Genomic DNA, 13,930 nt, shown 5'->3' with positions numbered 1-13,930 from the left:
TGCATCGCGGCGACGATCGGCGCCGCACCTCTCGCGGCTTGCCGTCCCGCCTCACGCCATCCGCAGCACCACCGCCCCCAGCATGATCGCCAGCGCGGCCGCATGCCGGCTGCGCCCGAAGCGCTCCTTCAGCACCAGCGCGGACAAACCCATGCCGAAGACGATGGCGGTCTCGCGCAGCGCAGCCACCATCGCCACCGGTGCGTGTTCCATCGCGAACAGCACCATGGCGTAGGCGCCGGCCGTGCATGCGCCGCCGAGCAGGCTGACATGCCAACGCTGACGGAAATGCCGGCCGACATCGGCACCGCGCCGCAGCAGTGCCCAGCCCAGCATCGGTGTTGCCGTCAGCACGAACACCCACGCCGTGTAGGCCGCAGCGTTGCCCGACAGGCGTACGCCGGTGCCATCAACGAAGGTATAGCCGGCGATCGCCACGGCATTGGCCAGTGCAAAGCCAGTCGCGCCGCGCGCCCCTCGCGCGGCGCCGGCCGTACGACGCTGGACCAGCATCAGGCTCAGGATGCCGCAGCAGATCAGCAGCACTCCGCCCCAGGCGCCGGCGGGCAGGTGCTCGCCAATCAGGGCGCCGCTGGCCAGCGCCACCAGCAACGGCGGCAGGCCGCGCATCAATGGGTATGCGTAGCTCATGTCACCCTGGCGATAGGCCGCACCCACCAGCGAGAAATAGACCACGTGGATGGCGGCCGAGGCGGCCAGGTGCGGCCAGCTCTGCGGCAGCGGCGCTGGCAGCCAGGGCAGCGCCAGCGCCGAGAGCAGCGCGGCGCCGGCGGTGACCAGCACGACGTCCAGGGTCTTGTCGGCGCTGGCCTTCACCGCGGCGTTCCAGCCAGCATGCAGCAGGGCGGCGAACAGGACCAGCATCACGATCGGGGTGGACATCGGCGTCTCCAAAAGATTTCGCATCAGTATCCCTGCTTGAAACCCCGTCGACAAACCAGTAGATTTGGCCTCTCAAGAGAGGAAAACTATTACGAGAATCGCCGATGTCGCGCACCCTGCCCCCCCTCAACGCGCTGCGCGCCTTCGAGGCCGCGGCACGCCTCGGCAGCTTCAAGGCCGCTGCCGCCGAATTGCACGTCTCGCAAGGCGCCATCAGCCAGCATGTGCGGCAATTGGAGGATTGGTTCGGCCAGCCGCTGTTCGAGCGGCACAATCGCCGCGTGGTGCTGACGCCCGCGGCCACCGCCTACCTGGCCGAGATCGGCCCGGCCTTCGATCGCATCGCCTCGGCCACGACCCGCTACGGCCGCGGCGCACGTCGCACACGCACGGTGCTGAGAGTCAGCAGCGTCGCCACCTTCGCGCTGCGCTGGCTCGTGCCCCGGCTGGAACGCTTCCGCCGGCTGCACCCGGAAGCGGACGTGCGGCTCGATACCTCTAACGAGCCGGTCGATGTCTTGCGCGAGTCCTACGACGTCATCATCCGCGGCGGCCCCGATACCTTCTACGGCTACGCGATGCGCCCCTTCCTGTCCGAGCAACGGCTGCCGGTATGCAGCCCCGCCCTGCTCGCAGGCGCGCCGCTGGCCGCGCCCGCCGACCTGCGCCACCACGCGCTGCTGCACGCATCGACGCTGCCGCGCGCCTGGGACGACTGGCTGGCACTCGCCGGCGTGCCGGCGCTGGCGCCCGCCGCCGCGCTGACGCTGGACCACTTCTACCTCACGCTGCAGGCTGCGCTCGACGGCCTGGGCGTGGCGATGGGACCGACCGCCCTGGTCGCCGACGACCTGGCCAGCGGGCGGCTTGTCGCGCCGTTTCCCGCCCTACGGCTGCCCTCGCGCAGCTATTGCAGCTATGTGCCGCAGGACAAAGCGGGCGATGCGATCGTACAGGCGTTCACGGGATGGCTGGAGGCGGAAGGCGACGCCGGGCATCCGGCCGCGGCAGGCTGAGCGGCAGGCGCGGGCCGGCAGCGTCGGGCGGCACCGGCCTGGTACACCCCAGCGCCCATTAGCCCTGCCCGGCCAGTTGCTGCCGCAGAAAATCAAGGAAGGCGCGCACGCCCTCGGGCAGCGTGCGCCCACGCAGCGTCTGCAGTTCGATGGCGCGCCCGCGCATGCCGCGCTCGCGGATCTCGGCCGCATGCAGTTCGCCGCGCTGGACGCGGCCGCGCACGGTGACCTCGCCGGAGATCGACAAGCCACCGCCGTGTACCACGAAGTTGGTCAGCGTCTCGAAGTGGTTGGTGACGAGCACCGGCTCGAAGGCGATCCCGCGCTCGCCACAGGCGATGTCGAACAGCTGCCGCACGGTGTTGTCCCCCTCCGGCAGCGCGATCGGGTAGGCGTGCATCTGCGCCAGCGTGACGGCGCGAAAGCGCGCCAACGGATGGTCCGGCCGCATGATGGCGATCACCGGGGCCTGCTGCCGGTGCTCCACGCGAATGCCCTGCTCAGCGGCGCGGCTGTAGGTGACGCCGATGTCGGCATCACCGCGCAGCACCGTGGCGGTGGCCTCGGCCGGACTGGCGACGCGCACATGGAACTGCAGGCCCGGAAAACGCCCGCGGAAGGCGGCGATGGCGCGCGGCAGGAACTCGATGGCAAAGCCGGCCGAACTGGCGATGCGTACGCGCCCGCGCCGCAGGCCTTGCAGGGCCTGTATCTCCGATACCACGCGGTCGGCCTCCAGCGCGCCGCGCAGCGCGAAGGCGGCCAGCAGTTCGCCGGCTGCGCTGGGCGCCATGCCGCGCGGACGCCGATCGAACAGTGGCACGCCGAGCAGCGACTCCAGCGCTGCCACCTGGCGGCTCACCGCCGAGGCTGTCACGTTCAGGCGCTGGGCCGCCTCGCTCAGGGAACCGCAGCGCACCACTTCGAGGAAGTAGCGCAGCGACGTGTCCTGCAGCTGCTTGGAGATCATCGCGCGAAGGCCCTCAGGTTTGCGTAAAACTCAAGGATATTTGAAAAAATCGTCGATTGTCGAAAGCCGAGCGTCTCCCTAGGCTGTCCCTGTTGTCCCTGTCCGCCACCCTTTCGCCGCTCCGGAACACACGCCGATGCCCGCTCCCGACAGCCCCCCGCCCACTGCAGCGCCAACTGCGGCGCCCGCCACGCCGCCCGCCGGCATCGTCGCACTCGACGCGGTCTCGCTGTCGCTCGCCATCCATGCGCGCGAGGTGTCGTGCGCGGAGGTGCTGCAGGCCTACCTGACGCAGATCGATCGCTTGAACCCGGTGGTCAACGCCATCGTCGCGCCGGCCGACCGCGCGGCGCTGGCCGCGCAGGCGGACGAGCGCGACGCAGAGCTCGCGCACGGCCACAGCCGTGGCCCGCTGCACGGTTTCCCGCAGGCGCCCAAGGACATCATGCCGGTGGCAGGCATGGTCACCACCAAGGGCTCGCCGGTGTTCCGCGACCATGTGCCCGCCGCCGACGCGGTGGTCTTCGAACGCATGCGCGCCGGCGGCGCCCTGTTCGTCGGCCGCACCAACTCGCCGGAGTTCGGCCTCGGCGGCCATACCTACAACCCGGTCTACGGCGCCACCCGCAACGCCTTCGATCCCGGCCGCTCGGCCGGGGGCAGCAGCGGCGGCGCCGGCGTCGCGGTGGCGCTGCGCATGCTGCCGGTGGCGGACGGCTCGGACATGATGGGTTCGCTGCGCACGCCGGCCGCCTTCAACAACATCTACGGGCTGCGCACCTCCTTCGGCTGCGTGCCGCACGGACCGACCGAGGAAGTCTTTTTCCAGCAGTTCAGCGTGGCGGGCCCGATGGCTCGCAACGTCCCCGACCTGGCGCTGCTGCTGTCGGTGCAGGCCGGCTTCGATGCGCGCCTGCCGCTGACGCGCCGCGCGGAGGCGCCCGGCGCCTTCGCGCTGACGCTGGAGCGGGACCTGCGCGGCACCCGCATCGGCTGGCTCGGCGACCTGGGCGGCCACTTGCCCACCGAGCCGGGCCTGCTCGACACCTGCGTGGCGGCGCTGGCCCATTTCGACGCCATCGGCTGCCGCGTCGAGCCGGCGCTGCCGGACTTCGACCTGGAACGCCTGTGGCGCGCCTGGATCGACCTGCGCAGCTTCTTCGTGGCGGGCGCCAACGCGGCGCTGTACCACGATCCGGCCAAGCGCGCGCTGCTCAAGCCCGAGGCCGTGTGGGAGATCGAGCGCGGCCTTGCGCTGCCGGCCATGCAGGTCTACGACGCGGCCCGGGTGCGCAGCGCCTGGTACCAGACCCTGCGCGTCTTGTTCGAGCGTTTCGATTTCCTGGTCATGCCCGCCACGCAGGTCTTTCCCTTCGACGTGAGCTGGGACTGGCCCAAGACCGTGGGCGGCCGCGCCATGGATACCTATCACCGCTGGATGCAGGCCGTGGTGCCGGCCACCATGGCGGGCCTGCCGGTACTGTCCGCGCCGGCAGGCTTCGGCCCCAGCGGCCTGCCCGCCGGGCTGCAGATCATCGGCCCCACCCAAGCCGATGCCGCGGTGCTGCAGCTCGGCCACGCCTATGACCAGGCCAGCGGCTACGCACGCACTGCCAGCCCGCTGCTGGGCTGAGCACGGGCGTGCGCGCGCATTCTTGATCTTCCACCACACCTCAGCCGGCAGGAGCCCGACATGACGTTCACCACGACTGCAGTGCCCCGCATCCTCTCCCTCCTGGTGGCTGGCCTGTGCGCCACCGCCCCGGCCGGCACGCAGGCGCAGGCCGCCTACCCGACACGGCCGGTCCGGCTGCTGATCCCGTTCGCGGCCGGCGGCGCCACCGACGTGCTCGGCCGCCTGCTTGCCGTGGGCCTGGGCGAGAAGCTGGGCCAGCCGGTGGTGGTGGAGAACAAGCCCGGCGCCAGCACTGTGGTCGGTGCCACGGTACTGGCCAAGTCGCCGCCCGACGGCTACACCCTGCTGCTAGGCGCCAGCACCACGCTGACGCTGAACCCGGCGATCCGCCAGAACCTGGCCTACGATCCGCTCACGAGCTTCACGCCGCTCGGCATGGTGGCCGACATGGCGCTGGTGCTGGTGGCCAATCCCGAGACGCCGGTCAATTCGCTGAAGGATCTGGTCACGCAGGCCAAGGCGCAGCCGGACAAGTTCTCCTACGGTTCCTTCGGCACCGGCTCCTCGGTCCATTTCGGCGGCGAGATGCTGAAGTACGCCGCCGGCATCCATATGGTCCACGTGCCCTTCAACGGCAGCGCGCCCAGCCTGACGGCACTGGCCGGGGGGCAGGTGCAGGTGGCGGTGGACACCATCGTCGCCACGCAGCCGCTGATCCACGGCGGCAAGATCAAGCCACTGGCGGTGCTCTCGGCGCAGCGCCTGCCGGCGCTGCCCCAGGTACCCACCGTGGCCGAGAGCGGCTATCCCGGCTTCCAGATGGGCACGTGGTTTGCCCTGCTGGCGCCGGCGGGCCTGCCGCAGCCGGTGCAGCAGAAGCTGGAGAAGGCGCTGGCCGAGGTTGCCACCGCGCCGCAGACCAAGGCCAGGATGGTCGAGCTCGGCCTGAGCCCCGCCTATGGCGACGGCGCCGCGCTGCGACAGCGCATCGAGAAGGAATTGCCGGAAATGCGGGCGGTGGCCGCGCGGGCGAGCATCCGCGTGGACTGATGCCCGCCGGAAGCGCGAGCCGCGCGGCGCGCTACTTGGCGGGCGCGCACGCGCCGCGCCGGCACGCCGCCTTCAGCTCGGCGATCTCATCGTGGTGGGTATCGGTCTGGATGCGTGTGAGCAGGCGCACGCTGCCGGCATCGATCCGCAGCGCATCGACTTCCAGATAGTTGCCGGAGCCGGCGGTGAGTTTGGAGACAATGAGCGCCTGGGTGCCGTCACCGGTGATATCCGCGAACTTCACGCGCAGCTTGCCGTCGTCCTGGAAGATGGTGCCGTTGCGCGAATAGACCGCGCCGGCGACGAAATCCAGCAACTGCGCATCCTTGAACACGGCGACGGAATAGCTGCCCATCGAGGCGGCTTCGAGATCGCCCTCGGACAGCACGGCAACCCGTTGGTCCGGCAAGGTGAGCGCGACGCCGTCCTTCGCCATTGCGGGCAGGCCCGCCAGCGCGATCGACGCGGCAAGGCAGCAGGAAAAGACACCTTTCTTCGCTGCATTCACGGGATTCATTGCATTCGCTCGGTTCACAGCGCTCCTTTTCGGTAAGCATCGAACAGACGGAAGCATTGCACACGCGGCCGCGCGAAGAATCAAGTGGTGCGCACAGACGGGGCAGCTCCTTGAATGGCGAGCGATGCTCGGCACCGGCCCCGGGACGCGAACGGGGCCGGGCGAACTCTGCGCGCCAGGATCCGGACTCAGGGGTGAGCGAAACGGAGGCTGCCGTCGGAGCGGTACCGAACAGAAAAAGATTTCACCGAGAGGATCTTTCTATGATTGGGGGACCCGGTGCGCCGAACCGCCTTTTTCCCGGAGGCAGGCCGCAAACTCGTGCGGCATCTTGCTGACGCGCCGTCCGGACCATGACGGATCCACGGCGCCGTCAAGGAAGGAAATCGCATGGAGAGCAATCGTTTCGATCGTTTGATTCCCAATGCCATGCAGCCCACGCGGGGCGCGGCATTGCGGCATGGCAAGCGATTCCGGCGGCCACGGATGGCATGGGACTTGCAGCGCCGCAGTCGTTCGCACCGGGCCGGTGCGATTCCCGCGAACCGCGGCGGACTGCTCCTTCCACGTGGCGCAAGCCACGCCGCGGCGGATACAACGACAAAGGAAGCCACCCAATGAGAATCCGGTCTTATCCTTGCACAGTGACTGTGGCTGCGCTCGCCGCCCTGGGCCTCGGCCCGGCAGCATGGGCGCAGGACACGGCGACGAATGCCGACACCACCGAAGCCGCCAAGGCCGAACAGGCGCCCGCCACTCCCGCGCTGCAGCCAACCATATCGAGCACGCTGAGCTCCGCGCCCGTGCGCCTCGATGCCGGCGCCCTCGGCCCCATCTATGTCGGCGGCGTCGTCAGCGGCCTGGGACTGGTGCAGAACCATGCGGCAGCCACCGACCACACCTGGGTGGCCGACCTGAGCAATGGGCAAGTATTCGTCAACAAGGCGACTGGCACGCTCCAGTTCTTCCTGCAGGCAGGCTACTACTCGATCCCCGTGCTCGGCGTTCCCTACCAGCGCGCCGAGAATGCCACGCCCGCGCTGTTCAACGCCCTGCCGCAGGGCTACGTCAAGCTCGCCCCGACCGACAGCTTTTCGGTGATGGTCGGCAAGCTGCCGACGCTGATCGGCGCGGAAAGCACCTTCACGTTCCAGAACATCAACATCCAGCGCGGCCTGCTGTGGAACCAGGAAAATGCCGTGAACCGCGGTGTGCAGGTCAACTACGCCTCGGGTCCGCTGACGCTGTCAGCCTCGGTGAACGACGGCTTCTATTCGGAGCACTACAACTGGATAACAGGCCTGGCCAGCTATGCGCTCGATGACAGCAACACCATCACGTTCGACGGCGGCGCCAGCACCAGCCGCAACGAGGTGTCGACCAGCGCCACGCCGGTGCTGCAGAACAACCAGCAGATCTATAACCTGATCTACACGCACACCCATGGTGCGTGGACCATCCAGCCCTATGTGCAATACACCCACGTACCGGCCATGCCGGCCGTCGGCGCCAATGCATCGGCTTCCACCTATGGCGCCGCGCTGCTGCTGAGCTACGACTTCGGCAACGCCGCCACGCCCGCCTCACTGCGGTTGCCGGGCTTTAAGCTGCCCGTGCGGCTGGAGTACATCGGCACCACCGGCAGCGCCGAAAGCGGCTCGGCGAACCTGCTGTATGGACCGGGCAGCGAAGCCTGGTCACTGACGATCACGCCCACCTATCAGTACAAGCGCTTCTTCGCGCGCGCCGAGTTCTCCTATGTGGGTGCGCGCAAGACGGCGCCGGGGCAGGCCTTCGGCGCGGATGGCAACCGGCACTCGCAGGTGCGGGGGATGCTGGAGGTGGGGTTCTTGCTGTAGGGGTTGCGGCGGGCTGGGACGGGAGGCGCTGGACGCTATCAGAAGGCGTTGCGCCCCCGAAAAGCAAAAGGGCTACGCAAACTTCGCGTAGCCCTTCCAATTCTTGGTGCCGGCTGCAGGACTCGAACCCGCCACCTGATGATTACAAATCAACTGCTCTACCTGATGAGCTAAGCCGGCTAATGTGGTGCAGCCCGTGATTCTACTGCATGTGCCGCCGCTTGACGATGGCTTACTTGACCACCTTCAGTGCGGGCTTCTTGCCGCCGATGCGGGGCACGGGCGGATTGGGATCGTCGTCGCCGTTGCCTTGCGGGGCGGGCGCAGCGTCTGCGCCGACCGGGGCCAGCTTGGGCGGGGGGTTGTTCTCGCGCTCGGTGGCCGCCTGCGTTTCGGGGACGCTGCGCTCCACCGGGAAGGCCATGCCCTGCCCGTTCTCGCGGGCGTAGATGGCGAGCACGTTGTCGATGGGCACCTCGATCTTGCGCGAAACGCCGCCGAAACGGGCGCTGAAGGTGATCCACTCATTGCCCATGTCGAGGCCGCTGGTGGCGTCGAAGCTGACGTTCAGCACGATCTCGTTGTTCTTGACGAACTCGCGCGGCACGTTGGTGTTGGCGTCGACGAAGACGGCGATGTACGGCGTGAAGCCGTTGTCGGTGCACCACTCGTAAATGGCGCGGACCAGGTAGGGCTTGGTGGAGGTTTCAGGCATGGTGCTTCCAGTGGCGCGAGGCGGGCGGCCATCCGGCGCTGGCGCCGGATGGCTGGCCGCTCTTAGCGGCGCATCACCTTTTCCGAGGGGGTGAGTGCTTCGATGTAGGCCGGGCGGCTGAAGATGCGTTCGGCGTACTTCAGCAGCGGCGCGGCGTTCTTCGACAGCTCGATGCCGTAGTGGTCGAGGCGCCACAGCAGCGGGGCGATGGCGACGTCCAGCATCGAGAACTCTTCGCCCAGCATGTACTTGTTCTTGACGAAGATCGGGGCAAGCTGGGTCAGGCGGTCGCGGATCGCGGCGCGGGCACGCTCATGGTTCTTTTCCGCGGCCTTGCCCTTTTCGTTCTCGAGGGCGTAGACGTGGGTGAACAGTTCCTTTTCGAAGTTGAACAGGAACAGGCGGGCGCGGGCGCGCTGCACCGGGTCGGCCGGCATCAGCTGCGGATGCGGGAAGCGCTCGTCGATGTACTCGTTGATGATGTTCGACTCGTACAGGATCAGGTCGCGCTCGACCAGGATGGGCACCTGGCCGTACGGGTTCATCACCGAGATGTCTTCCGGCTTGTTGAACAGGTCGACGTCGCGGATCTCGAAATCCATGCCCTTTTCGAACAGGACGAGGCGGCAACGTTGGGAGAACGGGCAGGTGGTGCCCGAATACAACACCATCATGGTTGGATTCCTTGCGTACGGGGTCGATTGACTAAGCTCAATATTCTGGCAGAAGCGGCCAACAGAAAGCAAATTTGTGGCTTTTGCGTAACTTTAAGCCGGACACTCGCCGCTTAATGTGACCGTTGCAATACAACGAAAAGGGGCTGGAGCGGCGTTGCCCGGGCAACTTCCGCTCCAGCCCCTGTGGCTTCTGCCAGGCTTATTTGATGTCTTTCCAGTAGGCAGCGTTCAAGCGCCAGGCGAAGATCGTGAACATGCCGAGGAAAAGCAGCACCCAGACGCCCAGGCGCTTGCGCTGGTTTTGCGCGGGCTCGGACATCCAGTCCAGGAAGCCGACGATGTCGGCCACCGCCTGGTCATACTCGACCGTGCTCAGCTTGCCCGGCGTGATCTGCTCGAAACCGGCGAACTTGTGCACCGTCTCGCCGTGCGCTTCCACTTCCTGGAACTTGGCGGAGCGCTGGCCTTGCAGTTCCCACAGCACGTGCGGCATGCCCACGCTCGGGAACACCAGGTTGTTCCAGCCGGTGGCGCGGCTGTTGTCGCGGTAGAAAGTACGCAGGTAGGTGTAGAGCCAGTCATCGCCGCGTGCGCGTGCGATCACCGACAGGTCGGGCGGCGTGACGCCGAAGAAGGCCTTGGCATCCTTCGGATGCATGGCGATGCTCATGGTCTCGCCGACCTTGTCCGCGGTGAACAGCAGGTTGTCGCGGATCTGGTCGTCGCTCAGCCCGATGTCGCGCAGGCGGTTGTAGCGCATCATCGACGCGCCGTGGCAGTTCAGGCAGTAGTTGACGAACAGCTTCGCGCCGCGCTGCAGCGAGGAAAGATCGCTGGTCTGCACCGGCGCCGGCTCCAGGGGGTAGCCCCCCTCGCTGGCGATAGCGGGCGTGGCGGCAAAGCAGGCGCCCGCGAGTGCGATGATCGAAAGCAGCTTTTTCATCTTGTGTCCTTGTCCTCTTGTGGGCCCTTCGATCAGTGCGGGGTGAAGGTCACGCGATCTGGCACAGGCTTGAAGGTGCCGGCGCGGCTCCACAGCGGCATGGTCAGGAAGAAGGCGAAGTACAGCAGGGTGCCGAGCTGCGACACCTTCTCGCCCACCGGCGACGGCGGTTGCACGCCGAGGTAGCCGAGGACTATGAACACCACCACGAAGACGGTCAGGATGGACTTGTGGAAGGCAGGACGGTAGCGGATCGACTTGACCGGCGACTGGTCCAGCCAGGGCAGGAAGAACAGCACGATCACCGAGCCGCCCATCACCAGCACGCCCCAGAACTTGGCGTCGATGAAGTAGAAGCCGACCGCCAGGATCACGGCGATGGCCAGCGCGCCCATCTTGATGCGCGAGTCCTTGCTGCGCAGGAAGACCATGCCCAGCAGCAGCGCGAAGAACACCCACAGGATCGGCAGGAAGTTCGACGTGGTGGCGCGCAGCATCGAGTAGAACGGCGTGAAGTACCAGACCGGCGCGATGTGCGGCGGCGTCTTCAGCGGATCGGCCTGGAAGAAGTTGTTGGCTTCCAGGAAGTAGCCGCCGACCTCGGGGAAGAAGAAGATCACTGCCGAGAAGATCATCAGGAAACCGCCCACACCCAGCAGGTCATGCACCGAGTAGTAGGGGTGGAAGGGAATGCCGTCCAGCGGGATGCCGTTCTCGTCCTTCTTGGCCTTGATCTCGACGCCGTCGGGGTTGTTCGAGCCCACTTCGTGCAGCGCGATGATGTGCGCCACAACCAGGCCCAGCAGCACCAGCGGCACGGCGATCACGTGGAAGGAGAAGAAGCGGTTCAGGGTCGCGTCGCTGACCACGTAGTCGCCGCGGATGAACAGCGACAGGTCCTGGCCGATCACCGGGATGGCCGAGAACAGGTTCACGATCACCTGGGCGCCCCAGTACGACATCTGGCCCCAGGGCAGCAGGTAGCCCATGAAGGCCTCGGCCATCAGACACAGGAAGATCAGGCAGCCGAAGATCCAGACCAGTTCGCGCGGCTTGCGGTAGGAGCCGTACAGCAGGCCCCGGAACATGTGGAGGTAGACCACGACGAAGAAGGCCGAAGCGCCGGTCGAGTGCATGTAGCGCACCAGCCAGCCCCAGGGCACCTCGCGCATGATGTACTCGACACTGGCGAAGGCAACCGGGATGCCGGCGGCGTTCAGGGTGCCGTCGGGCTTGTAGTTCATCACCAGGAAGATGCCGGTGACGATCTGGATCACCAGCACCAGCAGCGCCAGCGAACCGAAGAAGTACCAGAAGTTGAAGTTCTTCGGCGCGTAGTACTTGGAGAGATGGTCTTCCCACAACTGGGTGGCGGGGAAGCGGGCGTCGACCCAGCCCAGCAGGCCGGTCGTCTTGACTTCTTTTTCGGCTGCCATGGTCAAGCCTCTCCTTTCTCGTCCTTGCCGATCACGATCTTGGTGTCGGACAGGAACTGGTACGGGGGAACGTCAAGGTTCTGCGGGGCCGGCTTGTTCTTGAAGACGCGACCGGCCAGATCGAAGGTGGAACCGTGACAGGGGCAGAGGAAACCGGGGTCGGTGCCGAGTTGCGGATTGGCACCGGCAGGGAACGGGCCTGAGGGGGAGCAGCCCAGGTGGGAGCAGATGCCGACCACCACCAGCACGGCCTTGTGCTCGGCGCGAGAACGGGTTTCGTTCCTGGCGTATTCGGGGGTCTTCATGGTGAAGGGGACTTCCGAGTTCGGATCGGCCACCTCGCCATCGGTCTTCTTGAGCGACGCCAGCATCTCTTCGGTGCGCCGCAGGATCCAGACCGGCTTGCCGCGCCACTCCACTGTCATCATCTCGCCGGGCTTCAGCGCGCCGATGTCGGCCTCGACCGGTGCACCTGCTGCCTTCGCCTTTTCGGATGGCGCAAACGTACTGACAAACGGCACCGCCACTGCCACTCCTCCGATGCCGCCAGCCACGGACGTCGCAATCAGCCAGTTGCGGCGCCCCTTATCCACGTTTTTCACGTTTTGCTGGTCACTCATTCCAAACCCCAGGGGAAGTCAATTTAGATTTTGCGTCAGCCGCAAATTGTACCTTAGGCACATTGGTCGACGAAAGGCGCACGACACGCCACGGCCGTACGATAATCGGACATTGCGCGCGTCCCAGGGTCCGCGCGCTTGCGTTCCTGACGGCGTTACGGCAGGCTTTTACCATGCGTATGATTCGATACGCGCAACAAATCAGGAGTAATTTATGGGAATGATTTCGGAATTCAAAACGTTCGCCATGCGCGGCAACGTGATCGACCTCGCGGTCGGTGTGATCATCGGCGCCGCCTTCGGGAAAATCGTGGATTCTGTGGTCAACGACCTGATCATGCCCATCGTGGGCCGCATCATCGGCAAGCTTGACTTCTCCAACCTCTTCGTCACCTTGTCCGAGCCACCGGCCGGCACACCCATGACGCTGGACGCCCTGAAAAAAGCAGGCGTCCCGGTCTTCGCCTATGGGAATTTCCTGACCATCGTTGTGAATTTCGTCATTCTCGCCTTCATCATTTTCCTGATGGTGCGCGGCTTCAATAAACTGCGCGCCCAAGAGCCGCCGCCCGCACCGGCACCGACTCCCGAAGAAGTCGTGCTGCTGCGCGAAATTCGCGACAGCCTGCAAGCTAAGTAAGGCATTACCCGTAAACGGCATCGAAAAAAATATTGCGGCGCCGCACTTTATTGCGGCGCCGCATATTCGAACATCCGTTCCAATTTCCGGTCTTGCGCTAGATCAACCGGCCTGCAGAATTGCCGCGTTGTTGGCCAGCAACGATATGATTGCCACTGCGGCCGGCGCGTTTGCCGGCCGCAGGCTCAGACCGGATTCGGGATATCGATGAAGGTATGGCGCAGGCCGAAGCGCTCAGCCACGTGCTCTCCCAGCGCGCGGATGCCGAATCGTTCGGTGGCATGATGGCCCGCGGCAAGGTAAGCCACCCCGCTCTCGCGCGCCAGGTGGGTGGTCTGCTCGGAGGCCTCGCCGCTCAGGTAGACATCCACGCCGGCCGCTACCGCCGCGTCGAAATAACCCTGCGCGCCGCCGGTGCACCAACCGACACGGTGGATGGACTGGTCGGGGTTGCCGAGAACCAGCGGCTCGCGCCCGAGCACGGCGCCGACATGTGCGGCGAACGCCTCAAGCGGCATCGGTTGCGGCAGCACGCCAGTCCAGGCGAACTGGTCGTCGCCGAAGCGGCCGTTCGGTACGATGCCGAGTTGCAACGCGAGTTGGGCGTTGTTGCCCAGTTCGGGGTGGCCATCCAGCGGCAAGTGGTAGGCGAAGAGGTTGAGGTCGGCACCGAGCAGGCGCTTGAGCCTGGCGTGCTTCTGCCCGATCACGCGCGCGTCTTCGTTCTTCCAGAAATAGCCGTGATGGACCAGCAGGGCGTCAGCGCCCGCTTCGATCGCCGCCTCGACCAGCGCGAGGCTGGCGGTCACGCCGGTGACGATGTGCTGTACCTCCCCGCGGCCTTGCACTTGCAGGCCGTTGGGGCAATAGTCCTTGTAGCGAAACGCTTCGAGCAGATCGTTCAAGTACAATTCCAGCTCTTTAGTTCTCATTTTTCGCTCAAATTCC

General features: G+C 66.3%; 15 protein-coding genes and 1 tRNA gene. 6 read left to right on the top strand and 10 right to left on the bottom strand.

The window, feature by feature from the left end; genetic code table 11:
• Positions 1 to 51 precede the first annotated feature (51 nt).
• The gene (locus AC1Z3O_RS00645) at positions 52 to 903 is read right to left on the bottom strand and encodes an EamA family transporter (protein ID WP_483512779.1); all 852 of its coding nucleotides are present in this window, start codon (positions 901 to 903) and stop codon (positions 52 to 54) included.
• 104 nt (positions 904 to 1,007) lie between these two features.
• Between AC1Z3O_RS00645 and gcvA the strand changes: the two genes are divergently transcribed.
• Positions 1,008 to 1,919, top strand: coding sequence for a transcriptional regulator GcvA (gene gcvA, locus AC1Z3O_RS00640; protein WP_483512778.1), 912 nt, complete (start codon positions 1,008 to 1,010; stop codon positions 1,917 to 1,919).
• 58 nt (positions 1,920 to 1,977) lie between these two features.
• Here the strand turns inward: gcvA and AC1Z3O_RS00635 are convergent, their stop codons facing one another.
• Positions 1,978 to 2,889 (bottom strand): LysR family transcriptional regulator, encoded by a 912-nt coding sequence (locus AC1Z3O_RS00635; protein ID WP_483512777.1) that lies wholly within the window; start codon positions 2,887 to 2,889, stop codon positions 1,978 to 1,980.
• Between the two features lie 136 nt (positions 2,890 to 3,025).
• Between AC1Z3O_RS00635 and AC1Z3O_RS00630 the strand changes: the two genes are divergently transcribed.
• Both AC1Z3O_RS00630 and AC1Z3O_RS00625 read left to right on the top strand, forming a co-directional pair.
• Entirely contained in the window at positions 3,026 to 4,522 is a 1,497-nt protein-coding gene (locus AC1Z3O_RS00630; protein ID WP_483512776.1) for an amidase, read from the top strand.
• Between the two features lie 60 nt (positions 4,523 to 4,582).
• A complete protein-coding gene (locus tag AC1Z3O_RS00625; RefSeq protein ID WP_483512775.1) occupies positions 4,583 to 5,575 on the top strand; it encodes a Bug family tripartite tricarboxylate transporter substrate binding protein in 993 nt (330 codons plus the stop codon).
• Positions 5,576 to 5,606: 31 nt separating this feature from the next.
• Here AC1Z3O_RS00625 and AC1Z3O_RS00620 read toward each other — a convergent pair whose 3' ends face one another.
• Positions 5,607 to 6,011: a PliI family lysozyme inhibitor of I-type lysozyme gene (locus tag AC1Z3O_RS00620; RefSeq protein WP_483512774.1), complete on the bottom strand. Its 405-nt coding sequence runs from the start codon at positions 6,009 to 6,011 to the stop codon at positions 5,607 to 5,609.
• Positions 6,012 to 6,482: 471 nt separating this feature from the next.
• Here AC1Z3O_RS00620 and AC1Z3O_RS00615 point away from each other — a divergent pair, with 471 nt between their 5' ends.
• Together AC1Z3O_RS00615 and AC1Z3O_RS00610 are read left to right on the top strand one after the other, a co-directional pair.
• Positions 6,483 to 6,713 carry a hypothetical protein gene (locus AC1Z3O_RS00615; protein ID WP_483512773.1) on the top strand — a complete coding sequence of 77 codons (231 nt, stop codon included), beginning with the start codon at positions 6,483 to 6,485 and terminating at the stop codon, positions 6,711 to 6,713.
• A 29-nt stretch (positions 6,714 to 6,742) separates the two neighbouring features.
• The gene (locus tag AC1Z3O_RS00610) at positions 6,743 to 7,951 is read left to right on the top strand and encodes an outer membrane beta-barrel protein (protein WP_483512772.1); all 1,209 of its coding nucleotides are present in this window, start codon (positions 6,743 to 6,745) and stop codon (positions 7,949 to 7,951) included.
• A 104-nt stretch (positions 7,952 to 8,055) separates the two neighbouring features.
• On the opposite strand, the gene AC1Z3O_RS00605 is transcribed toward AC1Z3O_RS00610, so the two are convergent.
• The 6 genes from AC1Z3O_RS00605 to petA form a co-directional block, all read right to left on the bottom strand.
• Positions 8,056 to 8,131: transfer RNA gene (locus tag AC1Z3O_RS00605), tRNA-Thr, on the bottom strand.
• Between the two features lie 52 nt (positions 8,132 to 8,183).
• Entirely contained in the window at positions 8,184 to 8,666 is a 483-nt protein-coding gene (locus AC1Z3O_RS00600; protein WP_483512771.1) for a ClpXP protease specificity-enhancing factor, read from the bottom strand.
• Between the two features lie 62 nt (positions 8,667 to 8,728).
• Positions 8,729 to 9,340: a glutathione S-transferase N-terminal domain-containing protein gene (locus AC1Z3O_RS00595; RefSeq protein ID WP_035870642.1), complete on the bottom strand. Its 612-nt coding sequence runs from the start codon at positions 9,338 to 9,340 to the stop codon at positions 8,729 to 8,731.
• A 202-nt stretch (positions 9,341 to 9,542) separates the two neighbouring features.
• The gene (locus tag AC1Z3O_RS00590; RefSeq protein WP_483512770.1) at positions 9,543 to 10,286 is read right to left on the bottom strand and encodes a cytochrome c1; all 744 of its coding nucleotides are present in this window, start codon (positions 10,284 to 10,286) and stop codon (positions 9,543 to 9,545) included.
• A 32-nt stretch (positions 10,287 to 10,318) separates the two neighbouring features.
• Positions 10,319 to 11,722 carry a cytochrome b gene (locus tag AC1Z3O_RS00585; protein WP_483512769.1) on the bottom strand — a complete coding sequence of 468 codons (1,404 nt, stop codon included), beginning with the start codon at positions 11,720 to 11,722 and terminating at the stop codon, positions 10,319 to 10,321.
• Positions 11,723 to 11,724: 2 nt separating this feature from the next.
• Positions 11,725 to 12,342 (bottom strand): ubiquinol-cytochrome c reductase iron-sulfur subunit, encoded by a 618-nt coding sequence (gene petA / locus AC1Z3O_RS00580; protein WP_483512768.1) that lies wholly within the window; start codon positions 12,340 to 12,342, stop codon positions 11,725 to 11,727.
• Between the two features lie 214 nt (positions 12,343 to 12,556).
• On the opposite strand from petA, the gene mscL reads away from it, so the two are divergent.
• Positions 12,557 to 12,982, top strand: coding sequence for a large conductance mechanosensitive channel protein MscL (mscL, locus tag AC1Z3O_RS00575; protein WP_483512767.1), 426 nt, complete (start codon positions 12,557 to 12,559; stop codon positions 12,980 to 12,982).
• A 185-nt stretch (positions 12,983 to 13,167) separates the two neighbouring features.
• On the opposite strand, the gene AC1Z3O_RS00570 is transcribed toward mscL, so the two are convergent.
• Positions 13,168 to 13,914, bottom strand: coding sequence for a Nif3-like dinuclear metal center hexameric protein (locus AC1Z3O_RS00570; protein ID WP_483512766.1), 747 nt, complete (start codon positions 13,912 to 13,914; stop codon positions 13,168 to 13,170).
• Positions 13,915 to 13,930: the final 16 nt, after the last annotated feature.

The sequence above is a fragment of the Cupriavidus sp. 09_S30 genome (genome assembly GCF_056930435.1).
The sequence above is the reverse complement of the archived record's forward strand: the minus strand, read 5'-3'. Positions and strand labels throughout refer to the sequence as shown.